General features: G+C 43.8%; 22 protein-coding genes and 2 rRNA genes. 5 read left to right on the forward strand and 19 right to left on the reverse strand.

Annotated features, from left to right (window positions below; genetic code table 11):
• Positions 1-110: 110 nt before the first annotated feature.
• The 5 genes from murC to CRO17_RS16855 all read right to left on the reverse strand — a co-directional run bounded on the left by murC (position 111) and on the right by CRO17_RS16855 (position 6724).
• On the reverse strand, positions 111-1415 hold the full coding sequence (gene murC / locus CRO17_RS16835; RefSeq protein ID WP_097043619.1) for a UDP-N-acetylmuramate--L-alanine ligase: 1305 nt from the start codon (positions 1413-1415) through the stop codon (positions 111-113).
• 241 nt (positions 1416-1656) lie between these two features.
• The gene (locus CRO17_RS16840; RefSeq protein ID WP_245864845.1) at positions 1657-4785 is read right to left on the reverse strand and encodes a DNA translocase FtsK; all 3129 of its coding nucleotides are present in this window, start codon (positions 4783-4785) and stop codon (positions 1657-1659) included.
• A gap of 180 nt (positions 4786-4965) precedes the next feature.
• On the reverse strand, positions 4966-5565 hold the full coding sequence (gene ytpR, locus CRO17_RS16845) for a YtpR family tRNA-binding protein (RefSeq protein WP_097043620.1): 600 nt from the start codon (positions 5563-5565) through the stop codon (positions 4966-4968).
• Position 5566: 1 nt separating this feature from the next.
• Entirely contained in the window at positions 5567-6388 is an 822-nt protein-coding gene (locus CRO17_RS16850) for a DUF1444 domain-containing protein (RefSeq protein WP_097043621.1), read from the reverse strand.
• Between the two features lie 18 nt (positions 6389-6406).
• Entirely contained in the window at positions 6407-6724 is a 318-nt protein-coding gene (locus CRO17_RS16855) for a thioredoxin family protein (RefSeq protein WP_097043622.1), read from the reverse strand.
• Between the two features lie 235 nt (positions 6725-6959).
• Here CRO17_RS16855 and CRO17_RS16860 point away from each other — a divergent pair, with 235 nt between their 5' ends.
• A complete protein-coding gene (locus CRO17_RS16860; protein WP_097043623.1) occupies positions 6960-9077 on the forward strand; it encodes a methyl-accepting chemotaxis protein in 2118 nt (705 codons plus the stop codon).
• A gap of 175 nt (positions 9078-9252) precedes the next feature.
• On the opposite strand, the gene CRO17_RS16865 is transcribed toward CRO17_RS16860, so the two are convergent.
• The 3 genes from CRO17_RS16865 to CRO17_RS16875 all read right to left on the reverse strand — a co-directional run bounded on the left by CRO17_RS16865 (position 9253) and on the right by CRO17_RS16875 (position 12440).
• Positions 9253-10665, reverse strand: a complete 1413-nt coding sequence (locus tag CRO17_RS16865) for a hypothetical protein (protein WP_245864847.1) — start codon at positions 10663-10665, stop codon at positions 9253-9255.
• 154 nt (positions 10666-10819) lie between these two features.
• On the reverse strand, positions 10820-11341 hold the full coding sequence (locus CRO17_RS16870) for a DUF84 family protein (protein ID WP_097043641.1): 522 nt from the start codon (positions 11339-11341) through the stop codon (positions 10820-10822).
• A gap of 31 nt (positions 11342-11372) precedes the next feature.
• Positions 11373-12440, reverse strand: coding sequence for a M42 family metallopeptidase (locus CRO17_RS16875; protein ID WP_097043624.1), 1068 nt, complete (start codon positions 12438-12440; stop codon positions 11373-11375).
• 144 nt (positions 12441-12584) lie between these two features.
• Between CRO17_RS16875 and CRO17_RS16880 the strand changes: the two genes are divergently transcribed.
• The gene (locus CRO17_RS16880) at positions 12585-12902 is read left to right on the forward strand and encodes a PepSY domain-containing protein (RefSeq protein WP_077307979.1); all 318 of its coding nucleotides are present in this window, start codon (positions 12585-12587) and stop codon (positions 12900-12902) included.
• Between the two features lie 133 nt (positions 12903-13035).
• On the opposite strand, the gene trmB is transcribed toward CRO17_RS16880, so the two are convergent.
• On the reverse strand, positions 13036-13674 hold the full coding sequence (gene trmB / locus CRO17_RS16885) for a tRNA (guanosine(46)-N7)-methyltransferase TrmB (RefSeq protein ID WP_097043625.1): 639 nt from the start codon (positions 13672-13674) through the stop codon (positions 13036-13038).
• Positions 13675-13760: 86 nt separating this feature from the next.
• On the opposite strand from trmB, the gene CRO17_RS16890 reads away from it, so the two are divergent.
• Positions 13761-14045, forward strand: a complete 285-nt coding sequence (locus tag CRO17_RS16890) for a YtzH-like family protein (RefSeq protein WP_097043626.1) — start codon at positions 13761-13763, stop codon at positions 14043-14045.
• Here the strand turns inward: CRO17_RS16890 and CRO17_RS16895 are convergent.
• The 5 genes from CRO17_RS16895 to pepV form a co-directional block, all read right to left on the reverse strand.
• Positions 14042-14827 carry a phosphotransferase family protein gene (locus CRO17_RS16895; protein ID WP_097043627.1) on the reverse strand — a complete coding sequence of 262 codons (786 nt, stop codon included), beginning with the start codon at positions 14825-14827 and terminating at the stop codon, positions 14042-14044. The two genes, CRO17_RS16890 and CRO17_RS16895, sit on opposite strands and share 4 nt — an antisense overlap.
• A gap of 164 nt (positions 14828-14991) precedes the next feature.
• A complete protein-coding gene (locus CRO17_RS16900; protein WP_097043628.1) occupies positions 14992-15903 on the reverse strand; it encodes an NERD domain-containing protein in 912 nt (303 codons plus the stop codon).
• Positions 15904-15910: 7 nt separating this feature from the next.
• Positions 15911-16462 carry an RNA 2',3'-cyclic phosphodiesterase gene (gene thpR / locus CRO17_RS16905; RefSeq protein ID WP_179637165.1) on the reverse strand — a complete coding sequence of 184 codons (552 nt, stop codon included), beginning with the start codon at positions 16460-16462 and terminating at the stop codon, positions 15911-15913.
• Positions 16459-17643 carry an MFS transporter gene (locus CRO17_RS16910; protein WP_097043630.1) on the reverse strand — a complete coding sequence of 395 codons (1185 nt, stop codon included), beginning with the start codon at positions 17641-17643 and terminating at the stop codon, positions 16459-16461. Before CRO17_RS16910 ends, thpR begins: the two co-directional genes overlap by 4 nt.
• Positions 17643-19058, reverse strand: a complete 1416-nt coding sequence (gene pepV / locus CRO17_RS16915) for a dipeptidase PepV (RefSeq protein ID WP_179637167.1) — start codon at positions 19056-19058, stop codon at positions 17643-17645. The genes CRO17_RS16910 and pepV overlap by 1 nt, the downstream gene beginning before the upstream one ends.
• A gap of 169 nt (positions 19059-19227) precedes the next feature.
• Here pepV and CRO17_RS16920 point away from each other — a divergent pair, with 169 nt between their 5' ends.
• Entirely contained in the window at positions 19228-19446 is a 219-nt protein-coding gene (locus CRO17_RS16920; protein ID WP_077307963.1) for a DeoR family transcriptional regulator, read from the forward strand.
• A 65-nt stretch (positions 19447-19511) separates the two neighbouring features.
• Here CRO17_RS16920 and CRO17_RS16925 read toward each other — a convergent pair whose 3' ends face one another.
• Together CRO17_RS16925 and CRO17_RS16930 are read right to left on the reverse strand one after the other, a co-directional pair.
• Positions 19512-20234: a pseudouridine synthase gene (locus CRO17_RS16925; RefSeq protein ID WP_097043632.1), complete on the reverse strand. Its 723-nt coding sequence runs from the start codon at positions 20232-20234 to the stop codon at positions 19512-19514.
• A 3-nt stretch (positions 20235-20237) separates the two neighbouring features.
• Positions 20238-21887, reverse strand: a complete 1650-nt coding sequence (locus CRO17_RS16930) for a putative polysaccharide biosynthesis protein (RefSeq protein ID WP_097043633.1) — start codon at positions 21885-21887, stop codon at positions 20238-20240.
• Positions 21888-21992: 105 nt separating this feature from the next.
• Between CRO17_RS16930 and CRO17_RS16935 the strand changes: the two genes are divergently transcribed.
• On the forward strand, positions 21993-23261 hold the full coding sequence (locus tag CRO17_RS16935) for a BaiN/RdsA family NAD(P)/FAD-dependent oxidoreductase (protein WP_097043634.1): 1269 nt from the start codon (positions 21993-21995) through the stop codon (positions 23259-23261).
• Positions 23262-23282: 21 nt separating this feature from the next.
• On the opposite strand, the gene CRO17_RS16940 is transcribed toward CRO17_RS16935, so the two are convergent.
• The 3 genes from CRO17_RS16940 to CRO17_RS16950 all read right to left on the reverse strand — a co-directional run.
• Entirely contained in the window at positions 23283-23822 is a 540-nt protein-coding gene (locus tag CRO17_RS16940) for a GNAT family N-acetyltransferase (protein WP_245864849.1), read from the reverse strand.
• Positions 23823-23885: 63 nt separating this feature from the next.
• Positions 23886-23998: ribosomal RNA gene (gene rrf, locus CRO17_RS16945) — 5S ribosomal RNA — on the reverse strand.
• A gap of 259 nt (positions 23999-24257) precedes the next feature.
• Positions 24258-24589 (reverse strand): 23S ribosomal RNA (locus tag CRO17_RS16950); the annotation flags it as partial.

The following is a 24589-nucleotide window of genomic DNA, read 5'->3' on the forward strand; positions in this document are numbered from 1 at the left end:
GCTATTTGTACTCTTTTGTCTAACTACGGTATTCCCCCGATAGAAATCGTTAAACATAAAAGCTCAAATAAAAAAAGAGGAGCAGCACTCCTCTTGATTAGTGTAATGGATTATTGGACAGCTTGCAATGAATCTTCATAGGCGGCCTGGAATTTCTGTATATCTCCAGCTCCCATAAACAAAAGGACACTATCGTCATACTGCTTCAGTACATTTACATCCTCCAGCTGCAGCACTTCGCAGTCTGGGATCAGCTTTTGCAGATCATGAATGGTTAATGTTCCTTTAGCTTCACGAGCTGAACCAAATATATCGCATAGGTATACAGCATCTGCAAGCTTTAAACTGTCGGCAAATTCCTGTAAAAATGTCTTTGTTCTAGTAAATGTATGAGGCTGAAAGACAGCTACTACTTGCTGATCCGGATATTTTTTCCGTGCAGATTCAATCGTAACTTCAATCTCTTTCGGATGGTGTGCATAGTCATCCACTAATACTTGACTGCCTACTTTCTTTTCCGAAAAGCGCCGTTTCACACCTGTGAAACCATACATTTCTTTCATTTGGTCCGTTGTCATACCTTCTTGGTGACATAAAGCAACGACAGCTAGTGCATTTAGTACTTGGTGATTCCCATATCCCGGAATGATAAATGTATGATAGAAGCTGCCTTCTACGTATACATCAAATGTAGTTCCGGAGGAGTCTTCATGCACATCCTTGGCTTGATAAGTGTTGGAAGGGTCAAAACCGTAGTAATGAACAGGAACACTGGCTTGTAAATCACGTAAATAAGCGTCATCACCGCAAGCAATGATAGCGTGTTTTACTTGGCCTGCCAGTTCCTGAAATGCTTGGAAGACGTCCTCAATATTTTTGAAATAATCCGGATGGTCAAAATCAATATTCAGCATTACCGCATAGTCCGGCTTATAAGCAAGAAAATGACGTCGGTATTCACATGCTTCGAATACAAAGTAGTCACTCTGCGGCTGACCGCTTCCAGTACCATCACCAATCAAATAAGAGATCGGATGTGACTGTTTTAGCGTATATGCTAACAATCCAGTTGTTGATGTCTTCCCATGCGCCCCTGTAACAGCAACACTGCGGAACTTATCTGCGTAAGCTCCGAGAAAATCGTGGTAGCGGTAAAACGGAAGTCCGAGTCGCTTCGCTTCGACAATTTCCTCATGTTCATCAGAGAAGGCATTCCCTGCAATAATCGTCAAATCAGGTTTAATATTTTCTTTTGCAAAAGGCAGTATGGAAATATTTTTATCTTTTAGGGCTTGATCGGTAAAGAATACTTTCTCTACATCAGAACCTTGAACTTTCTCGCCTGCATCATGCAGGATCTGTGCTAATGCACTCATACCAGATCCTTTAATACCAATGAAATGGTAAGTTGTCATAATCGGAACCTCCACATAATGATATATCGTTTTTGTATGGTGTTAGTATAAGTATGTAAAGCGTTGTGTGTCACATATACATGAAAAAAGCATACTAGCAACAGTATAGCATTTTGTCTGTACTTATTAAATGCAGAACCTCTTCTGCCGCGCTTTATACAGTATATACTTCCCACCCCTTATAGGTGTCACGAAAATAATACAGCCTGGACTGTCGAATGGACAACATCCAGGCTGCCGTTTATTCTGCTTGAAGCTGTGCCAGCGAGACGAGAACGTCACGAGGCTTGCTCCCTTTTTGCTCAGAAATGACACCTCTCATTTCCATGTGATCAATCAATCTGGCTGCACGGTTATAGCCAATTTTGAAGCGGCGCTGCAGCAGACTCGCACTTGCACTGTTGTGCTCAATTACAAACTCTAATGCTTCTTGATATAGCTCATCTTCTTCTTCTTCTGATTCTCTGCGTTCCAACAAATCTTCATGGTGGAAAAGATACTCAGGTGGAGCTGTTTGTTTCACATGCTGGACTACCCGCTCGATTTCTTCATCCGAAACAAATGCGCCTTGTATGCGCTGCGCTTGACGCGCACCATTCTCGATGAAGAGCATATCCCCTTTTCCTAGCAGCTTCTCCGCTCCGTTAGTATCAATGATCGTACGGGAATCAACAGCTGAAGAAACACTAAATGCAATTCGTGTAGGAATATTCGCTTTGATTAACCCTGTAATAACATCTACTGACGGACGCTGCGTCGCCAGGAGCAAATGAATACCGGCTGCCCGCGCTTTTTGCGCAATACGACAAATGGCATCTTCTACATCTTGAGGCGAAACCATCATTAAATCTGCCAGCTCATCAATTACAATAACCAAATACGGGAGTTTATCCGCGTAACGGCCTTGCTTGGTAAGTTTCTCATTATATTTGCCAATATCCCGCACCCCTTCACCGACAAACTTCAGGTAACGTTCTTCCATCTCATTAACAGCCCACTTTAAAGCCGCAGTGGCTGCTTTCGTATCGGTAATGACTGGCGATACGAGATGAGGAAGATCGTTGTAAGGAGCAAGCTCTACCATTTTCGGATCAATCAATAAGAATTTCACCTGTTTGTGATTGGCTTTGTAAAGCAAGCTGAGCAGGATTGTGTTGATACACACACTTTTACCAGAACCTGTGGCTCCTGCAATTAAACCATGCGGCATTTTTTGCAAGTTCGTGACAATAGAATCTCCCGAAATATCCAGTCCTAGTCCAACGGCCAGCGGGGAACTGCTATCCATAAAATCTTCTGTCTCTAAAATCTCCTGCAGTCCGACTTGCTTGGCAACCGCATTTGGCACTTCAATTCCGATTGCATTCTTACCGGGAATTGGTGCTTCCATCCGAATATCTTTTGCTGCCATATTCAGTTTAATATCATCAGTCAAACCCTTAATCTTACTGACCTTCACACCCATATCCGGCTGAACCTCAAAACGAGTAACAGAAGGCCCTTGCATAGCATTCACCACATGAGCGTTTACATTGAAATGCTGCAATGTTGTCTCAAGAAGCTGCGTCTGCTGGTCCACCCAGGCGTCATTCTCCACCGTCTGCTCCACAGGATCGTTTAAAAGATGCATAGGAGGTCTGGAAAAAACCGGTTCTGTTTGCTGCTGGACTTCTTCAGCGGATCCTTGCTTCTCTTCTGTATGATGCTGTTGAACAGTTGCATTTGTATCATCCAAATTGTTTTGCTTTTCTTCTATTGGATGAACAAGCTGCTTATCTAGTTCTGGCTCGTTCCGCTTGTGTTCTGTTTGTTGAACAGGCTGCTTTTCACGTTCTGCCTGAACTGGCTTTTCACGTTCTGCCTGAACTGGCTTTTCTATCGGTTGCTGGACAGGCTGCTTCTCAAGCACTAACTCATCCTGCTTTTCTTCCGTTCCTTGAACAGGCTGCTTCGCGCGTTCCAACTGATTACGCTTGTCCCGAGGTGTCATGAAGACATTGAACGGTACTGATTTCCGGATTGGATTATGAGCCTCGCGAATTTGGTAAGCATTGTCCGCTTGCGCAGGTTCTTCGGGCTGTTCTGCTATCGCAGTTTCTGCTTGATGGCGTTCAGGCTGGCTGGCCTCCATCAATTGTTCCTTGTCCATTTTGGAGACTTGCTCTGTTTCCAACGTTTTTTCAGATTTCGAGCTGCTTATCTCTTCTAAATCGATTCGTTCATTTTGATCCAATGCAGTTGATTCGACTTCGATTGGTTCATCGTAATCTTGTTCTGCCTGTTGGTCTGTTTTAACTGTTTCTTCCAGATTAAGTTCAGTTGATTGCTCTGATTCCATAGGTGCAGCTTGATCCCATTCAGCCGCTTCTGCCATAACGGCTTCCTGCTGATCCGCTTGCTCTGCTGCTATTTCATCTTTTTGCTGTTGTCCAACAGCCTGCTCTGCTTCCTGGTGCCATTCAGCTGGCTGCTCTAACTCTGGACTTTCTTCCTGCCGTAGTTCTTCTGACTGTTCAACTTCTGCGGCAGCTGCTTGCTGCATAGGGATTACTTGGTTCGATCCCAAGTCTGCAGGTTCCACCTCTTCGAAATCGTTTTTTTGCATGTTGGTTGTCGTTTCTGTTTCAGCTTCCAAAATTGGTGCTGGACGGTCCGATGGCTGCTTCTCGCCAGAAAGCTGTTCACCTTCTGGTTCAAAAGCCAGCGATGCTGTTTGTTCCTTAGCAGCAGCTTCTTTCTCAGCCGCATGCAGATCCTTTGCTTGAGCAGAAGGTTCACTTACTTGCGCCTGAATAGAAGTCACATTAGCATTATCCTGCTGTTTATAGAAAGGTGCGCCAGTGGCGGCGATTTTCTTCCAATCAGCACGATCCTGAATGGATGCCATTGTTACAACTTCTTCTGCTTCTTCCTTGCGCTTGCGGAAACCATACACTGGCGAAGGCACTTCGGACGGTTGGAACGGCTTTTTATCTTCTTTTGGTTCTACCATTTTCGGCCTTTGTGTTTGTGTCTGCCACTGCCTATTCGGGTTAGAAGATCGTTTTGGATAGTCTGACTTTTTCTGTTGCTGCTGCTTTTGGCGGTTGTCCATCGTTGATCGCTGTCGTTCTTGCGCCGGTACAGATCGTACAGGACGCTCTGGTGTTTTCGGGCTGCTGCTATTAACCTCATCCGGAATCATTGGAAAGCGAAAAGCGCGTTCCTTAGGATATGTATAGGCCATTTTAGCCTGTGGCTGCTGGTTCGCATGATATTGATTCTGTACGTTGTGCTCAGAAGCGTTCCTTGGTTTTAGCTCTGGTTCTTCCTCTACTACTACTTCGGTTATAAAAAAGTTGCTTAGAGCTTGCTTTAGACGCTCCCACATAATAAATCTTCCTTTTTTCAGTATATTAACTTCATTTTAGCAGGTTTTCACAAGTCGTGAAGAGCTTTACCCTAAAAACATTCTTCCTACACCTAAAAAATATGGTGGTTATTGTCTATAACCATTCTATCTGCCTTTAAAAAACACCGGATACTTATGTATCCGGTGCTCATATACCTATTATGCTTCAAATGCCTGGCCGACTTTATAGGAGTCATCCAGCACATAGATTCCTTTTTCTTCCGGCGCATTAGGAAGACCCAACTCTTTTTGTGAACAAATCATTCCGAAAGAGTCCTCTCCGCGCAAGTTGCCAGCTTTTATTTCCAAGCCGCTCGGCATAATGGCGCCTACCTTCGCAACAACTACCTTTTGGCCAGCATCCACATTCGGTGCGCCGCAGACAATCTGTACCGTTTCTTCTCCAAGATCTACTTGGCAGACACTTAGTTTGTCAGCATTGCTATGCTTTTCTTTTTCTTTCACATAGCCCACGACGAATTTAGGAGTAAGATCCACATCAAAACTATCTTCCAAGTCATTTTGACGGAAAATATCACGAATTTTATCAACGAATCCTTCATCAGCTTGTACCGTACCGGCAGTTGTGATTTTCATGTACGCTGAAGCACGGAAAATGTTATAACCGACTAATTCGCCTTTATCTGTGATTCGGACAACGTCTCCGAATCTTTCTTCTTTAATGGAATGGCGATCTCCTTGCTTGATAGCAATCAGCAGTACATCACCGATTCCTTGTTTGTTATAAAATGCTTGCATCTTACTTTTCCTCTCCCTTGGCAGATTCTGGTCTGTTCCGCGCCATAATGAATACTGGCTCCAACTTCTTCTCTTCATAAATGAATGGTAGGGAAGTAATTGGTACGCGGCCTTCTGCAAAATATTTCATGGTCATCTGTGCTAATATATCATAACCAGTCTTATTTTCAATATCCGCCAGTATAAGCACGTCTTGGTGAGGGACTGCAACGAGCACTTCCCCTTTTGCATTTGCCCGAAATCCTTCCAGGAGTGATTCATTTAATATACGGCTGGCGTCATATCCGTCCTGCGTTGCAATGAAATAAAAAGAATTGCCGGCAACTCTGTCTTCTTTCAGCTCAGCAGAGAGACTTCTTGCATTAAACGCAGCAATTTCTCGAAGTCTTTCTAAATTCCAGCCTTGTTCCTTCATCATTTGTTCATCAATAAGACGATATGATTTTCCGAGGTCCAATGCATAGTATACCCTTGTTTCTGCAGTATGGTCGGAGTACACCATATTCAAGCCTGATTTCGTTTTCGATGGGAAGGAAGTTGCCCGTATAACAGGATAGACATGCTGTTCATTACCTTCCAGCTGCTGCTCCTCATGCATGACACGCAACGCCTCTTTTACATGCTCTTCGAGGTCATCAAGTGCTTTTTCGCCTTTTGTTTCATATTTCGCAATAATGTTAGGAAGTGCGAGCGTTACGCCTTCCTTCGTGTCCTGCCATTCGACGCGGAATTTGTTCTTATCGCGATCATAGGAAGTGCGCCATGCAGGATCCTGCAAGCGCTCCTCCAATTTCTTCTTCATTTTCAAAGCCGTCATTTTCATACTCTATTCTCCTTGCAGTTATTGCGGTAGGGATTCAATGAACGACTCGATTTCCGCTGTCGTTTTGCGGTCCTTCGATACGAATCGACCTGTTTCCTTATTCTCGCTGAATGCGATAAAGCTAGGAATACCGAATACATCATATTGCTGACATACATCGATAAACTGATCACGATCTACATAAATGAACTCGTACTCTTTGTACTTGGCTTCGATTGCCGGCAGCTCTGGTTCAATGATGCGGCAGTCCGGGCACCAATCAGCAGAGAACATTAAAATTGTTTTGCCGTTTTGCAGTATTTCTTGTAATTGTGCTTCTGATTCCAAATGTTTCATTCGTAAAGCCCCCATTAGTTTTTCTTTTAGCTTATTTTATCAAAGCCTGCCGGCAAATGCGAATATACTGCGCTAGTCCTATTATATAAAGTAATTTCCACAAGCTAATCGTGATAATTCAAACACATAGTTCCATCAAACTATAAAGTTGTCAAACTTTTATTAATTTATTGAAAACGTGGTAGGTTATACCTATAATGTAAGAGAGCAGACACTAGCATGTAGGGGGAGTCATATGCATACGATACGACAACGTATACGGTTAATTATGTTTTTATCGCTTGCCAGTATACTAATTCTTGGGGCCTTCAGTTTTTACTATTTCTATCAGCAAAACAATATGACAGACAAAACACAGCAGTATCAGGAAGCGTATGTGTCCAGTCAATATATTAAGGATGACATGCTAGATACGATTGAGAAGCAAGAAACATATTTGGCACAGCCATCCGCATCAAATGAGGAGACGGTATTAGGCGCTATCGCTAGTGTCCATAAGTCAGCTGCTACATATGAGGAAAAATATAAGGATACAAAGGAACTGCGGGAATACTTTGCACAAATCAAAGAAAGTGCTGCTACATATGAGCGTGAGCTTGAAAAAGTGACGAGTATGAACGAAACGATTGGCTACACATCTGATGAAGGACTTCGAAAAATTATTCAAGATGCTTCTGACAGTTTCCATAGCATTGCGTCCAACTCAGGTGACGATGTATCGAGCAACTTAGAAGATGTACTTCAAACAGAGCGTGACATCATTCAGCCGCCAAATGGCGCTGTTCCAAATAAGAAAGCCTTCGATGAAGCTGTCAGTGCTTTTAAATCAGCTATTTCTGAAGCAAATTTAGATAGTGATGCCTTAAGTGCGATCAATTCCAGTCTTTTAAAATATAGATCCGCTATGTCGACGCTAGCTGACACACGCACACAGGCGGCAGAGCTGGCTGCCAATTTTGAAACAGCTGCGCTGGAGGTCACAACCACAGTAGATAGTGTCGGACAGACAGCTGTTGAGCAGATGAATGAAATGAAAGAAGCGAATCAACAGACATCCACCATCCTAGGAATCATTCTGCTTACCGTTATCGCACTAAGCTTCCTGCTCGTACTTTGTATCGGCTGGCCGCTTATTCGCGCAATCTCAAAATCAATTTCACAGCTGAAAGAAGCCGCTGAAATTATTGGAGATGGCAATCTCGCTTACCGCGTCCCGATTACAACAAAGGATGAAATGGCCGACGTTGGCAAAACGTTTAATCAGATGGCTGCGAAAATGGAACATTCTATGGTGAAAGTGAAAGATGCTTCCGAAATAATGGATGAGTCTTCCTCGTATTTAGCAGCAGCTTCCCAGCAGACAGCAGCTCAATACGAAGAAGTAAACCAAGCAATTGGTCAAGTTGCAGGGGGCGCACAGGATCAAGCAGCGCAATTAGAAGAAAGCGGAACATTACTTGAGAAAGTGCGATACAGCATTCAGATGATGAGGTCAGAAACAGCTCATGTAGAAACAGCAATGAAACAAGCAGAATTAGAAGGCAGCCACGGTCTCGAGCAGATGCAGCAATTGCACACGACATCCGCTAGCTTCCTGACACTTGCCCAAACCTTAACAACAGAAATCCAGCAAGCAGTGAAACAGGCTGATCAAATACGTTCGATTGTAAAAACTATCGAAGAAATTTCGGAGAGCACAAACTTGCTGGCATTAAATGCGGCTATTGAATCTGCCCGTGCAGGCGAACATGGCAAAGGATTTGCTGTCGTAGCCGATGAAGTGAAAAAGCTAGCAGAGCGTTCAAAGCAAGAAGCGCAGCAAATTCATAAACTAGTAGGGTCGATGAATCAGCAAATGACAGATTTGGCAGAAGAAGCGAAAGCATTTGACGCTTTCCAGCAAGTGCAAGCAGCTAGTGTTGAAGAAACGAGAAGTGCTTTTGACCGCATTCATCGTCAGCTGCAGGAAGGCAGCACAAAGGTGAAAGATATTACATCATCTGTGTCGGATGTAGCTGCTAACAACGAGGCAGTTGCCGACATGCTTGGGCACATCAACCAAATTTCCGAAGAAGCAGCTTCCACTGCAGAAGAAGTTGCAGCTTCCAGTGATACGCAAGCTGCATCAATCGACATGCTCACAAATGCTGCTTCTCAATTGCAGCAGCTTGCCAAAGATTTAGCCACAGAAGTGTCACAGTTCGAATTTGCAGCTGTTCCATCCGCTGACAGTGAAGATGAATCTTTTGCAGAAGAAAAAGAGCAAGAAGATACATCCATAGAAGCTGCACCCTCTTACAAAAAAAAGCACGCTGAACAAGCAAAAGAAGAAGATATGAAGAAAACATCATAAATAAAGTCAGTTTGAAGCGTGCCCTTTGTAAAGGATCATAGTAAAGAAACTCGGCAGCCTCTTAAGGAGATGATCCCTGTATGGTACAGGGATCATCTCTTTTAGATACTGCTGCCGCCGTCTGTAATGGTTGTAGTAGGTTATAGCTCTGTATTGGTTCTTTTAAATTTCCATCTTACAATAACCAAATTCCGATGATGGTAGAAAGTGACAGTCCGATGACGACTGGGATAAAACATTGCCTCACTAATTCCATCACTGGCACACGTGCAAATCCAGCAATTGCTACAATAGATGACCAGGCAATCAGCGTGCCGCCGCCAACCCAGATTGCTCCCATTTGTCCGATAGCTGCAAGCGTAGAGGCTTCCATGCCGACAGCCGGTGCTAGGGCACCTGAAAGCGCTCCGACAAGAGGAAGTCCGGAAAAGCCTGAACCGTCCAGTCCGGTTACCATACCGACTATCAGCAATCCAAATCCCGCGAAAATTGGATTCTCTGGAATATAGTGCTGACCAGCCTCTACTAAATCAAAGAGAAAAGAAGGAGCCTTCGCTGCATCTTCCAGACCGAATATCTTGGCAGATATTTCTCCGCTCCCTAAAAAGAAAAAACCAGCAATCGGAATGACTGGTCCCATTGCCCGAAAAGCAAAAGTAAAGCCATCCACCAAATGGTCGCTCACTTTATGCAAGGACTGCTTCCAATTGTAAGCAATCGCCGCTGCCATCATGAGCAGGATAGCAGCACCGCCGATTAAAGCAGCCCCATCTCCTCCTTCAAGCGAAGCAGTATTGCTCAAGGACGCATAAGCCATATAAATTACAACAACAAGAAAGCCTGCAGGTACCAAAATGGCAAACAACATACTGAACCTTGGTTTTTTACCTGCATAATCCTCACTAGATGCATCGTTTCCGTTCCACCTTTCCAGGTGTTTGATGGAAGGAAAAGAGATTTTCTTTCGAATACGAAAGTAGGCCAGCAGCAAGGCTGTGATGCCAGTAATTAGCGATAAAACAAGCGCTTTGTCAGCCACATCTGCAGTGTCTACTCCAGCAGCAGATGCACTCAGCATCGGTGCAATTTTAATAATATAGTCAGCAGAAAGCGCCATACCTTGGCCCGAGATGGCCATTGCCACACCAGTTGCTAGTGGCGGCAAACCGGCTTTGACTGCAACTGGAAGCAAAATTGCACCTACGAGCGGCACTGCCGGTGTAGGCCAAAAAAATAGAGAAATACAGTACGTAATAAGTGCCAGCACCCAAAAAGAAGTGTGGCCGTTCGTCATAATATAACCAAAAGGGCGGATCATTCGTTCATCAGCCCGCAGCGCTTTTAAAGACTGCAGCAAAGCAGTCATAACAGTAATAATTAAAAAGATATTAAACAGCTCGGAGGCAGCTGTGAGACTAGCACTGAAGGTTACCTGCAAACCCTCTACAAGTGTCCCGGTGTACACCCAACCGACTAAGAAGGTCATCAATAATGATGGAACCAACACATTCTGCCGCACAAGCATCGTTAAAATGATTAAGAGTGTTCCTGCCAGATACATCCAGTGGGCTATCGTTAAGTCTGTCAAGCGGTTTCCTCCTTTATCTCAGCATGTGCCATAGCCTATGTAAGACAGAAGAAGCCGGTGACTATTTGCTTCATTGCATTCTCAAAAAGATAATCCTCACAGCAGCTCCTCAGAAAGACAGGAACCCATCCTAAAAAAAAAAGAAGGAAGCGGATCATCTTTCCGCTTCCTTCTTTTGGTTATATTGATAAAAGCTATACTGCCCTTTTAGCAGTAAGCAAACATGCTCAAACATAACGCCGCGGGACATGTGGCCATTTGTGAACACGCCGACTGCTCCCTCTGTTGTTGAGATATCTTCTTTATTTGTAAATGCGCGCATAACTGGGCCCAGTTCCTCACCGGCAAGCACAGGCTGTGCAATGAATTCTGGCAGGAGCAGCTTTGCGCCGCTTGCACTCCACACGTTATCACCAATTGACAAAGCTCCCCAATTACAGATATACAGACCGTCGTCCATTAACGTGACGCCGCCTTCTAGTCCGATGCCGGCCGCTGCACCTGGCAAACTGCTGCAAGCCCTCGCCCGCTGGATGGCTCCCTGACGTGTTTCCTCGTCACTCATTGGCTGTGCCCGCACACCAGAATCAACACTGGCGCCTTCCAAATCCCAAGTGTCTCCGAAAACAGCTTTAACAGCCTGTATTTTCGCAGGATTTCTTGATCCAATAATCATTTTCAACTTTCCATGCTTCCTTCCCTGCTGCTTAGTCGTTCTTTGTAATAAGGTCTACTGTTGACTGATTGGTAGAACGGACAAGTTTTAACAGCAGTTCTTTGGCTGCTGCATAATCATCGACATGAATAATGCTTGCACTTGTATGCACATAGCGGGAAACAATCCCAATAACTGCAGACGGCACGCCTTCGTGCGCCAAGTGCACACGTCCTGCATCTGTTCCGCCTTTTCCAACATAATATTGATAATTAATATTATTTGATTCAGCTGTATCCAATATGAATTCGCGCATGTTGCGGTTCATGATCATCGTACCGTCAAAAATACGCAGCAAAGCCCCTTGGCCAAGATGTCCGAACGCCTGCTTGTCACCGCCAACATCGTTTGCTGGAGAAGCATCAAGTGCGTAGAAGATATCCGGGTTGATCATATTAGCAGCAACTTGCGCACCACGCAGACCAACTTCCTCCTGAACGGTTGCACCTGCATATAATTCATTTGGAAGTGTTTCACCTGCCACTTGCTCCATTAATTCTAAAGCTAATCCGCAGCCGTACCGATTATCCCACGCTTTGGCCAATATCTTTTTCTCATTTGCCATTGGCGTAAACGGCATGAACGGCAGAATTTGCTGACCAAGCTGAATACCAATTTCATAAGCATCTCGTTCGTCATCTGCTCCAATATCAATCAGCATACTCTCAATTGACGCTGGTTTGTTCCGCTGTTCTGGTGTCAAAAGATGCGGCGGTGTTGAACTGATTACGCCGGGAATTGGACCCGCATCTGTCATGACTTGCACGCGCTGCGCAAGAAGAACTTGGCTCCACCAGCCACCCAGCGTCTGGAATCGGATCAAGCCATTCGGTGTGACACCAGTGACCATAAAGCCAACTTCATCCATATGACCTGCAGCCATTACTTTTGGTCCATCGCCTTTTTTCACACCGAAGATACCGCCAAGTTTATCCTGAATAATATCGTCAGCATACGGCTTCAGCCTTTCTTTCATGAAAGCACGCATCAGATGTTCATTTCCTGGAGCCGCCTGAAGCTCGGTCAACTGTTTAAATAAATCTAATGTTTTTTTGTTCATATATATATGTACTCCCTTTTTGTCAGACTATTGTATATCTATTGTAAACTATTGACCATCAACATGCCATAAAGGTTGTTTCGTTTTATATTTTAACGGTAATAAGCTATAATAGAAGATAACTTATGTTGAAGAGGTGACAAAATGGGCGTTAAAAAAACAGTAGCAGTTGTAGGTGCAGGTCTGGCAGCTGGATATTTTCTTCAGAAGCAGATTGCAAAACAACAAAAAGTAACTCCAGAAAAAGCACTTAAATTCGCAAAAGAAGCGTTTAAGAAAGAAGGACCAATCAGCGGTTCTTGGATTTATATGAAACCAGAAGAAAAAGTGAAGCACGGTCTCACATATAATGTATACCGCGGCGGTATCTCCCGCACAATTGATGGAGAACCTGCACAATACGAATTCTTCGTTGATGTAGAAACTGGATCCGTTATCGACGCTGTCGAAACAGCGTCTTAATTAAAATTAACTGCACTCTAAAGGTTACAAACATGTAGCTTTTGGGGTGTATTTTTTTATGCTTACCATTCCAGCAATGGAGTGTACAAAAAAACTGGCAGGAAAATGATGGATCATCTTCCTGCCAGTTTTTTTATTGGAACGACGCGACACTCCGGTAAATACGGTAGCCTCGGGAAGAGAATTTCTCTTCATACTCTGTTTTCACATTCAAAGGATCATTCTCTGCGTGCAAATCAAGCTTCACTTCCTGCAATATCATTCCGAAGCGGGAAAAGCTCGACAAGGAATACTCAAAGAGCTTTTGGTTATCCGTCTTGAATATAACTTCGCCTTTTTCCTTTAGAACTGCTTTATACTGCTCTAAAAAGCTGCTGAATGTTAATCGTCGCTTTTCATGTTTGTTTTTCGGCCATGGATCGGAGAAATTGAGATAGATCGTATCTACTTCATTCTCTTCGAACAATTCACGAAAATCAGCAGCATTTTCATTCAACAGCCGGACGTTTGGCAGCGCAGAATCTGCTGCTTTCTCAACTGCTGTAACGATAATACTTTTTGCCAATTCGATGCCGATAAAATTGTATTCCGGGTGCTGGGCTGCCATTCCGGTAATGAACTGCCCTTTACCTGATCCAATCTCTACACATAGCGGTTTGTCGTTGCCGAATAGCTCCCGCCACTTTCCTTTATATTGCTTTGGTTCATGGATGACGATATGGTCATGTTCTTTCAAAAAATCGTCTGCCCATGGTTTATGGCGCACACGCATATATCTCACTCCTATTACTGTCCTTCCCTCCTGCATAGTTTGGTGCCAAAACGCACACGCTATGCTTAGGAAGGAGGAGAAAATCGATGTCACTTTCCGTTGATAATCAACTCGGTTTGCTTCGTGATATCCTCAGTGAACATTGCGAATCCTGCTGCGGCAGTAAATCCGAATGCGAACAAATATCACGATTAGCACGTTCTATTTTATCTAATAAATCATCCGATCAGCATGAGATTTTGGCGATGCTTCCCGGTATCCACTCCTACAGCTCAGCTGGTGAAAAAGCTGCCGATATTAATGCCCATATCACGAACAACAGAGGCCAGCTTGAGAACTGGGTCGAGACAATCGACAGTCTGCAGGGTTAACAAATCAGCGGTTTAATTTCCGAAATCAACAGCTTCAAATCCTTGCATTTCCGTTCCAAATTGTCTTCTCGAAGAGACATGATAAGACGAGCAGCTTCGTACCAATAAATTCGTTTAAGCAAGCTGTCATCCAATGGTTTGCCATACGCAGCCATCCAAGCTTCCCAATCAGCTTGCGGAACGTATTTCCGAAGCAGCATTCCTATATCTGCTGCCGGATCGGCAATGAGGGCGCTGTCCCAATCTACTAGATAAAGCTCATCATGCCGGCTTATCATCCAGTTATTATGATCAATATCAAAATGGCAGACAGCCAAAATTTGTTTCGGCATCTCAGGTAAGAACAGCTCCAGACTCTTCAATACCTGATGCAAAGCAGGCAGCCGATTTTGGAAGCCAGCTGCTTTCTCCCGCAGCTCTTCCAATTTCGCTTCTGGCTGCAATGGTTTTTTACCCATGCGCATCAGCATATTCAGCATCTCGGAAGAATGATGAATTTTACTGAGCAGCTGAGCCACTCGGGAATCGTTCATCTCAGAAGACGTCAGCCCGCGTCCTTGCAGCCATTCCTGAGCAGTTATTACATCCCCATTTTCCATTCGTTTCGTCCATACAAGCTTTGGAACAATTCCCTCCGCTGATAGGACTGCCAAGAAAGGAGAAGAATTACGTTTCAGGAAAAGCTGCCGATCCGCACTGCTTGCATAATATGCTTCTCCAGTCACACCGCCTGCAGGAGCGATCTTCCACTCATTTCCCAGTATGTGTTCTAACCAATTCACCGTTCATTCCTACTTTCCTAGTGCAATCGCTCTGCATTACTAGCTGTAAACAAGCCCAGCGTGACACAAGGCAAGTACATTCCCGATCAAAATCGACAGACATACTTTAGATTACAACATTTTCTATGGTTTTATCAATACGATAATCTGCAAAAACCGCTTATTTAATTAAAAAATTCTTCTTTCTCTTCTGTTTCCCATTCCGGACGCTTGACAGCTTTTGTATACGCGTGCTGAAGCAGAACTTCAGCAGCACGCAGCTGCACATGCTTTAACGCAACTTGCTCTTGACGTTTTCCCATCAGCCAGTCTGCATGCTTTTGACTGCCAATAATTTGTGTGTTCCGCGGCTCACTGTTAAACCGAATTGCATTCTCTCTGCTTAATACGACTTTTGTTACTGGCAGTTCTACCTCATGTTTACGCAGGATACTTTGTACTAATCTTTCTGTTCGGTTAAGTGACAGCATCGGATTGATGAAACTTGTAAACTGCCCTTTCTTCTCTCTTTTCCACGTTCGTTCTTCTGAAGCCCAAAACAGGACATCCGGCTTGTCTTCCAATACAGAAATAATCTCTATGCCAAGCGGATGAATCAAAATCGTTTCAGCTTCCATCGTTGTCTGCTTCACTTCAAAGACAGGCTTATACATCACAAAGAACGTATCCGGAAACCGTTTTAAGAAATAACGAAGAATATGGTCTTTCTTAAATTGGTGATCATAAAAAGAGAATTCTCCCAAGGTAGATGTTGCCCATTTCAGCTGGAACTCAAAAAGTTCTTCCAAAAAGTCCTGCTTTAATGCTTGTTCCGTAGGGGCTACATAAACAGGCTTTTGTTCTTCTGTAAAAACAGGTGTATCTTCTTTCCGATGAAAAACTTGATACCATGGCTTCTTCGCTGGTTCCTCTGCTTTTTCTTCCTCTATATAGAAGGGAGCAGCTTGCTGCTGTTCCCAGTCTTTTTGCGTTTTTTCCCAGTTCTCTTTCTTCAATTTAATGAATTGGCTGGGGTATCGGTAAGGATGCTGTTCATACCGCGATATATATTCATGCAGCTTAATCAATTGAGCCACAATCGTTTCACTCCTTTTCCAAATCTTTCACCAGTACAGGAACGTACTTGGGACGTTTACCTGGTTCAATTCGGTATACCGTCACTTTGTCTACGACAATCGCTTTATCTAGCTGTTTTTCCGGCAGCGGAAGCGGTCCCTCCACGTTGCCTGATCCCCATCTTTTACCGAGCGTAATATGAGGGCGGTACGGCCGGTTTTCTTGTTCGAATCCAGCTTTTGCCGCAGCAGCTGTTACATGCTGGTACAGCTTGTGAAGCGGATCGTGCGGTTTTACACCTGCCCAGATAACGCGTGGCTGTTTAGGGCTGCCAAATACATCAACACCAGCTGCTTCTAATGCAAATGCCTTTCCAAATTGCTGCGTTTGCCATGCTTCTTTCAATTTATCCAGCTGCTGGTCTGTCGTGGAGCCAAGAAACTGCAACGTTATATGAAATTCCTCTGTTCTTGGCCACTGTTTCATCGGCACATAAGCTTTCAATTCGTCCTGCCAGTCAGCCAGCGCTGCTTGAATCGATGTGTCTAATCCAATTCCGATGAAATAATGCGTACTCACGCTATCCCTCTTTTCCCTGTTAATGCGTTCGTCATGCGTTTTACGACAAACAGAATACCAACACCTAGGAATGTCGTTACTGCGAACAAGCCATACATATGGTAAACAGTAGCAGTCTCTATGACGACACCGCCGATAAGGTTAAAGAACGCATTGCCCAATCCAGTTCCAACGGCGGAATAAAGGGCAATTGCAGTAGCCTGCACGGAGGATGGTGCAGCGCTTCTTATATAAAGTAAAGCAGCCGGCACATAAAGGCCGATGGACAATCCTTGAATAATGGTTGTGATGAAAATAACTGTGAGCGGCGGATCGAACATATAAAGTATCCACCGCGCTCCAGAGACGCTGGCACTTAATATAACCACATGCAAAATGCTCATCTTCCCAATAATACGGTGCGCCAATTTCATAAAAGGTGCTTCACTGCCAGCTCCAAGGAAGAAAGCAATACCTACAGCACTTAGTGTGCCTCCGGCAGCCAAAATGAATGTCCCGAAATAAAAATTGTTTGCCAGGATGGGACCAAAGATAAGAAAGTTGGACGCCAGAAACAGCAGGAACGGTTTGTTTTTGCGTAAAGTCTGGAGTCCTTCTTTCATGGAGATAGCAGCAATATCATATCCTTGCCGCGGAAATTTACGTAAAGCCGGTAATGCCAGCAGCAAACATACCCCGTATGCCACGAAGATCCAATCCAATGATTCGGCCAAATCCGTTATATATCCCATTAAGAAAGAAGCGACAGCGAACCCAATAGCGCCCCACAAGCGGATATTTCCATAAACCAGTTTGTGTTGTTCCACAAAACCTAAAGCCATACTGTCCGATAAAGGAATAACTGCTGCCTGAAAAACAGCAATAGACAGCATGCCAATTAACAGCAAAGCGTAATGATCATAAAATAAATAAATAAATGCAAGCGCTGCAGCAGCAGCTAATGCCGCTGCTAACAAACGCAATGGTTTCCGAGTGTAATCGCTCAAGAGACCCCAAACTGGCTCCATAACTGTGTTTACAAGCGGAATTGCTGCCACAATCAGACCAACAAGCACCGAGTTCAGCTGCTTCTCTTCTTGCAGAAACACTGCCAGCAGCGGAAACAAAGATCCGTTGGAAAGAAAAGCTGTAAGATAAAAGTACTGAAAAGATCGATAGGTTGTTTTCGTTTCCGCATGCATTAGATATGATCATCCTTTGTCAGCAGATAAAGTGATTCTGCATAAATGGCAATCGCACGAATCATATCGTCAAGCAGAATATGCTCATCCTGCTGATGCGCACTGTCCGGTGCTCCCGGAAACAGCGGACCAAAAGCGACTCCTTTTTTCATCGCACGCGCATACGTTCCGCCTCCAATTGCGAGAATATCTGTTGCATCACCTGTCTGACGGCGGTAAACATCAACTAATGTTTCAACTAATGGATCATCCTTCTCTACATAAAGCGAAGCTAAGTGCGATGATTGTTTGAATCCGGCACCTGCTTCAGCCAGCTCATTCAATAGATTTTCTTTCACCGTATCGTATGCTGCTGTTACAGGGTAACGAATATTAACGCCAATTGACCAGGCATCCGTTTCTGTCATCTTGCATTCACCAAGATTGAGTGTCAATGGACCAGATACATCATCTGTTAACCCCAGCCCGATACCTTTCCCATTGTAATCCTCGAATTTCTCCACTAGCCAGTTCAGCTTGTCGGTTACATCACCATGAAGCGGGAGTGATTGGAGGAACTTAGCCAGTACAATAACGCTATTGCGACCTTTCTCCGGAGTTGAGCCGTGTGCCGCTTTGCCAGACACGCTTAGTAAAATATTATTTCCTTTCACTTCTGCCCTGCCGTCTATCCCTGCAGCCGTTAAATACGCAGCGAATGCTTGCTCCACAGCTGTGAGATCTTCCCCAGAAAGAGTGGCCTCCGCCTGGCCGGGAACCATGTTTAAAGCTTTTCCTCCATGAAAGCGAACAAGTCGAAGCTTGTCGCTTTGTGCTGTGGCAGGAGGCAGGGAAATGTAGCCGTCGATAATGCCTTTCTCAGCATAAATCAGCGGAAAGTCAGCGTCAGGTGTGAAGCCGGTATCCGGCATCTCTTCATATTTAAAATAATGCTCCATGCACTGCCAGTCTCTTTCTTCATCGGTTCCCATGATGAGCCGAATACGCTTTTTCGGCTCATAACCACTGTCTTTCAGCAGTTTCATCGCAAAGTATGCAGCGACAACCGGTCCTTTATCGTCCAAGGTTCCTCTGCCGAAAAGACGCCCCTCTGTCAGCGTCGGCGTAAACGCACCAAACGTCCACTCCCCATCTGCAGGAACAACATCCAAGTGGCCGAGCACACCAACCAAACCGCTGCCTTGTCCATATTCGATGTGGCCCGCATAACCGTCCACATACTTCGTGACAAAGCTATCACGCTCGCCTGTATTCAGCATATAGCGTAGCGCTTTATCTATTTGCTCTCCGAAGGGCATCTTGTCTGTCTTTGACGATTCGTCATACACACTCGGTATGGCTAACAGACCTTTTAATACTTCTACATAATTTTCCTTATAAGCAAGTGCCTTGTCATACCAGTCGATACTCCCCATTTCCATCGCCTCCTGAAGCATTATTAATATTTTTATACGTCTATTGTAAAATAAATTAACAGAAAATTTAACCTATCTTCTAGCCTTCTGTGATTAAATATTGTAAAATACGGGTAGAAAGAGATTTAGAAGCACCACCGATTCTTATGTAAAACTAAGGAGTGGTTTTTTGAATCAATCAACATCCCGAATGCTAAACCGGGTAAAAGCTGTCTATCTTTTTATCAGAGAAAGGGAAACAGTTTCTACTACTGAATTGGCTGAAGAATTTGGTATTACAGACCGTACAGTGCAGCGCGATCTTAATGTGCTGGAGTATAACGGTTTAGTACAAAGTCCTCATCGGGGGGTTTGGTCTACGACATCAAAAAAAGTCAAAATCTCTTGATTTAAATCGTACAACCTATGTAACAAACATAACTTACCTATAAGGCAAGCTGATCTGTTCTCAGATCAGCTCTTTTTTGTATCTTCAATCAAACTGTTTAGTTCCTCATCAGAAAGTTCCCGATATTCGCCTAGCTGAAGTTCTTCATCAAGCTTCAAGCTGCCCATCTGAAGACGCTTTAAATACGTCACTTCCATCCCTACAGCTTCGAACATCCGCTTGATCTGATGAAACTTACCTTCTGTAATAATGATCTCAATTTCAGAAACAGATCCAGCCTTCAGTATCTTCAAAATAGCCGGCTTTGTAACATACTCATCATCTAAGGTAACGCCCGCTTCAAATTGTTGGATTGTATTCTCGGTAACTTCGCCATTAATTTGTGCGTAATACAGCTTTTGCACATGTTTTTTTGGCGATAAAAGCTGGTGAGAAAGCGTGCCATCATTTGTTAGTAAAAGCAAGCCTTCTGTGTCCTTGTCTAAACGGCCTACAGGAAACGGATCAAACAGTCGATCTTCCGGCTGCAAGATGTCTACCACCGTCTCGTCCCGCTTATCTTCTGTTGCCGATACAAGACCAGGCGGCTTATGCATCATCAAATAGATGAATTCCCGGTATTCCACTGTTTCTCCGTTTACTTGCACATTGTCATTGTTTTCATCTACATGAATCGATGGCGACTTCACCGGGATGCCATTTACGGTAATGGCACCTTTTTTTAATAATCCTTTTACTTCTTTTCTGCTGCCAAAACCCATATTGGCAAGTAACTTATCTAATCTCATTTGTTAGTCCTTCTTTCTTTTCATTAAACGATCTAAAAATCCAATTTGATTTCCTAGCACCCGTTCCAGCAAGGTGGACTTATAAGCAAGGACCATATAAACAGATCCACCAGCTAACGCACTTACAATGATAATAACAGCTGCTGCAATACTTCCATCTTTATAAGTTAATGTAAACCCAAGCAGGAATTTTACGATTAAAACAACAACTGACATGATAGCTGTGAAGATTAAAATTAACATGGCCCGCTTAGTCAGCTGCTTTGCTGGGAATTTTAATGCATGCTTCATTTTAAGATAATTCAATACTGTCGCGATTCCCACAGCCAAAGCCGTCCCAAAAATAGCACCTTTTGCTCCGAAAGCATGCATTAGAGGTATATTGAAGAAAATTTTTACTAACAGCCCTGCTGTCAAACTAATGACAGAGAAGCGCTGCTCATTAATTCCCTGCAGGATAGATGACGTTGTTGTAAATAGTGCAAACAGCAAAGCTACAGGCGCGTACCACATCATTAGTGTGCCCGCTCCTAGGTTTGGGTTTAAAACGTCAGTTGTCCCATAGAAAGCTGTATATGCTTCATTACCTAATAGTGCAATACCTACACTGGCTGGGAATATTAAAAACAAGACAATCTGTAACGATTGATTTATTTGCTTCAGATACAATTTCCGATCATTTGAGAAAAATGCTCGTGTAAGTGCTGGAACTGCTGCTAAGGAAAGACCTATAGACAATGTCATAGGTATTGTGATTATCTTGTGTCCATATAAGTTAATAATACCGTACAACGCCTTAGCTACCTTTCCATCTTGACCAATTGCTGTGAGCGCTCGCACCATCGTGAACTGATCAATAAACTGGTAAAGTGTCGTTGCAATACCTGTTACAACAAACGGTCCAGCATAGCTCAACAGTTCTTTTATGATCGTCTTATCAGTTACTTGCGCAGGTTGGACTTTTTGCTGTTTCATCCTTAATTTAAGATGTGGTTTTCTGGCTCTCCAGTATACGTACAATACAACACAGGAAGCTAATGCACCTATAAAAGCAGCAAATGTCGCATATCCTACAGCTACAGCCGTGTTCTCATGAAAGACATTGATAGCGAGATAAACGGCAAGTAGTAAAAAGACAATACGCACTACTTGTTCCACTACCTGAGACACAGCAGTAGGCCCCATAGATTGGTTCCCTTGGAAGAAGCCTCTGACAATACTCATGGCAGGTATAATGAGGTTTGCAAAGCTTACAAGCTTAATTACATAAGCAACTGCTTCACTTGAGAACCCTTCCTCATTGCCTCCTACACTCCATTGTGCGATGAGGTCAGCTCCAAAGTACATGACTAGAAAGGCTACTGCTCCTGTAACAACCATAATAGACATACCTTTATGCAGGACACGCTGGCTTGTGCGGTAATCACCCAAACCATTGTATTTTGACACAAATTTAGATACGCCCAATGGTATACCGATTGTAGAGATACTAATTAATATATTATAAGGAACATAGGCATAACTGAATAACGCCCCACCAGAGGCACCTACTAATGCATTAAATGGGATAACATAAATAATCCCTAGAAACTTCGACAGGAAAGAAGCTGCTGTCAGCAGCAAAGTCCCGCGAATTATAGTCGACAAAGCCATTTATTCACCAAACTCCTCTTTAAAATCCAATGAATCTATTTTATCATAAAGTAGACCTGATGGAAGAATTCGATTGAATCCCATCAGCAGAAAGGAAGAACACGCATGAATTACGATGTAATTGTAATCGGAGGCGGCCCATCCGGGCTAATGGCAGCCATATCAGCTGCTGAGCACGGTGCTGCCACGCTTTTGATTGATAAAGGAAAGAAACTGGGTAACAAACTCGCTATATCTGGAGGCGGCAGATGTAATGTGACGAATCGCTTGCCCCAGGACGAAGTAATCAAGCATATTCCGGGTAATGGAAAATTTTTATATAGTGCTTTCTCTATATTTAATAATTACGATATTATTGATTTCTTTGAGAATCTTGGTGTAAAGCTCAAGGAAGAGGACCATGGACGTATGTTCCCAGTCAGCAACTCAGCAAAATCCGTTGTACAAGCGCTGCTGAACCGAATGGATGCGCTGCATGTACATGTTCGAACAGAAACGCCTGTGAAAGCTGTTCACTATGGGGAAGAGCGACATGAAGTTATTTTAAAAGATGGAGTAAAAGTCAGCGCTGGGGCTGTTATTGTTGCCGTCGGCGGAAAAGCAGTACCGCACACTGGCAGTACAGGGGATGGCTATGCATGGGCAAAAAAAGCCGGGCATACGATTACCACACTTTATCCAACCGAAGTGCCGCTCCTTTCTTCTGCAGCCTTCATCAAGCAGAAACAGCTGCAAGGGCTCGCATTGCGCGATGTAGCGGTAAGTGTGCTGAATGCGAAGGATAAAGCCATCATCACACATCAGATGGACATGCTATTTACGCATTTCGGTATATCTGGTCCAGCTGTTTTACGCTGCTCACAATATGTGGTCAAAGAAATGATGAAAGGCCGAGAAGAAGTTACAATCCATATTGATGCTATACCAAGTAAGAAAGAACATGTCTTAACAGAAGAAATTTCGAAAACAATGACAGATCAGCCGAAGAAAGCTTTTCGCAATCTCGTAAAAGGCATCGTACCAGAGCGTTATTTAGATTTCCTGCTGGAACAGACAGGCATTTCTTCAGAGACAAAGGCAGCAAATATTTCCCGGGAAAATCTGCTTCAATTTATTAGCTTAATAAAAGGATTCACATTCTCTGTTAACGGCTCACAGCCAATTGAAAAAGCTTTTGTAACTGGCGGAGGTGTTTCTGTGAAGGAAGTGGTTCCGACCACGATGCAATCGAAGTTTATGCACGGTTTATATTTCTGTGGCGAAATTCTTGACATTCATGGCTATACTGGTGGTTATAATATTACTTCCGCTTTAGTAACTGGCAGAGTTGCTGGTATGCATGCAGCTTGGGAAGCTTCATCTGTTAAAAATTAATACAACAAAACCCTCCATCGTCTAAGTGGAGGGTTTGTTGTATTCCTTAGTATTAAACCATGCCATAAGCAGTGTATCGTATAATTTACCGTCACGAAGTCTTTTATCGTCCTTTAAACAGCCTTCCACTTGAAACCCAAACGTTTCATATAAAGCTACTGCACGTTTATTAACTTTTAGCACGGATAAGTTAATTTTATGTATTTGGTGATCCTCCGCCCAATCTATTACCTTATGAAGCATTTGCTTACCTATCCCGTTCCCCCAATAGTCCTTGCGTATGGCAATGCCGAATATGACTTGGTGCTGCTGACGTTTCAATTTATTCCCTTCACATCTGCAATAGCCGATGATGCCGCTGTTATCACAAGCTACAAGACAAATATTATTTGGTTCTTGCTGATCCGATTTGATTAAGACTTTAAAATCTTCCGGCGAAAGATAACCTTCTCCTTCATCACGGTCCAGGTATTCCGTTTCTCTATCTGTTAGGACTCTTAGCTGTGCTAAACATGTAGCATCATGGACAGTTGCCTCTCGAATGCTGAATCTGTTCGTCACCTTCTCTCCCCCTTTCTTTATAACAAAAAATCCCTAATCATTTCTGATCAGGGATTTTATCTTGCCTGGCAGCGTCCTACTCTCGCAGGGCGAACCCAACTACCATCGGCGCTGAAGAGCTTAACTGCTGTGTTCGGCATGGGAACAGGTGTGACCTCTTCGCTATTACCACCAGACAATTAAAAGATTCAGGTTGAATGAACCCTCAAAACTAGATAAGAAACTTCATGCTTTTACATCTCATGCGCTGCCAAGCACCGGAGTGCTTGGTCTTTGGCGTTGACTTACTAAGTTCTAGCTGCATTGAGCCAGATCCAGCTTCAGAAACCAGAAACTACAGCTTAAGCGATAAATCCCTGCGTGAAGGAAAACACTTCACTCCACGCTTTTTCACTTATTCCTCCGTTTCTAAACGGTTTCTTTCGCTTTTCTTTTTTAGTTAAGTCCTCGATCGATTAGTATTCGTCAGCTGCACGTGTCACCACGCTTCCACCTCGAACCTATCTACCTCATCGTCTCTGAGGGATCTTACTCATTTAAAATGATGGGAAGTCTCATCTTGAGGGGGGCTTCATGCTTAGATGCTTTCAGCACTTATCCCTTCCGCACGTAGCTACCCAGCTATGCTCCTGGCGGAACAACTGGTGCACCAGCGGTGCGTCCATCCCGGTCCTCTCGTACTAAGGACAGCTCCTCTCAAACTTCCAACGCCCACGACGGATAGGGACCGAACTGTCTCACGACGTTCTGAACCCAGCTCGCGTACC

The organism is Terribacillus aidingensis, assembly GCF_900215625.1.
Lineage (GTDB): Bacteria > Bacillota > Bacilli > Bacillales > Amphibacillaceae > Terribacillus > Terribacillus aidingensis.

Excerpts from the sequence above, each read along its gene's own strand:
- murC (WP_097043619.1), bottom strand. The coding sequence starts at position 1,415 with ATGACAACTTACCATTTCATTGGTATTAAAGGATCTGGTATGAGTGCA.
- CRO17_RS16840 (WP_245864845.1), bottom strand. The coding sequence starts at position 4,785 with ATGTGGGAGCGTCTAAAGCAAGCTCTAAGCAACTTTTTTATAACCGAA.
- ytpR (WP_097043620.1), bottom strand. The coding sequence starts at position 5,565 with ATGCAAGCATTTTATAACAAACAAGGAATCGGTGATGTACTGCTGATT.
- CRO17_RS16850 (WP_097043621.1), bottom strand. The coding sequence starts at position 6,388 with ATGAAAATGACGGCTTTGAAAATGAAGAAGAAATTGGAGGAGCGCTTG.
- CRO17_RS16855 (WP_097043622.1), bottom strand. The coding sequence starts at position 6,724 with ATGAAACATTTGGAATCAGAAGCACAATTACAAGAAATACTGCAAAAC.
- CRO17_RS16860 (WP_097043623.1), top strand. The coding sequence starts at position 6,960 with ATGCATACGATACGACAACGTATACGGTTAATTATGTTTTTATCGCTT.
- CRO17_RS16870 (WP_097043641.1), bottom strand. The coding sequence starts at position 11,341 with ATGATTATTGGATCAAGAAATCCTGCGAAAATACAGGCTGTTAAAGCT.
- CRO17_RS16875 (WP_097043624.1), bottom strand. The coding sequence starts at position 12,440 with ATGAACAAAAAAACATTAGATTTATTTAAACAGTTGACCGAGCTTCAG.
- CRO17_RS16880 (WP_077307979.1), top strand. The coding sequence starts at position 12,585 with ATGGGCGTTAAAAAAACAGTAGCAGTTGTAGGTGCAGGTCTGGCAGCT.
- trmB (WP_097043625.1), bottom strand. The coding sequence starts at position 13,674 with ATGCGTGTGCGCCATAAACCATGGGCAGACGATTTTTTGAAAGAACAT.
- CRO17_RS16890 (WP_097043626.1), top strand. The coding sequence starts at position 13,761 with ATGTCACTTTCCGTTGATAATCAACTCGGTTTGCTTCGTGATATCCTC.
- CRO17_RS16910 (WP_097043630.1), bottom strand. The coding sequence starts at position 17,643 with ATGCATGCGGAAACGAAAACAACCTATCGATCTTTTCAGTACTTTTAT.
- pepV (WP_179637167.1), bottom strand. The coding sequence starts at position 19,058 with ATGGGGAGTATCGACTGGTATGACAAGGCACTTGCTTATAAGGAAAAT.
- CRO17_RS16925 (WP_097043632.1), bottom strand. The coding sequence starts at position 20,234 with ATGAGATTAGATAAGTTACTTGCCAATATGGGTTTTGGCAGCAGAAAA.
- CRO17_RS16930 (WP_097043633.1), bottom strand. The coding sequence starts at position 21,887 with ATGGCTTTGTCGACTATAATTCGCGGGACTTTGCTGCTGACAGCAGCT.
- CRO17_RS16935 (WP_097043634.1), top strand. The coding sequence starts at position 21,993 with ATGAATTACGATGTAATTGTAATCGGAGGCGGCCCATCCGGGCTAATG.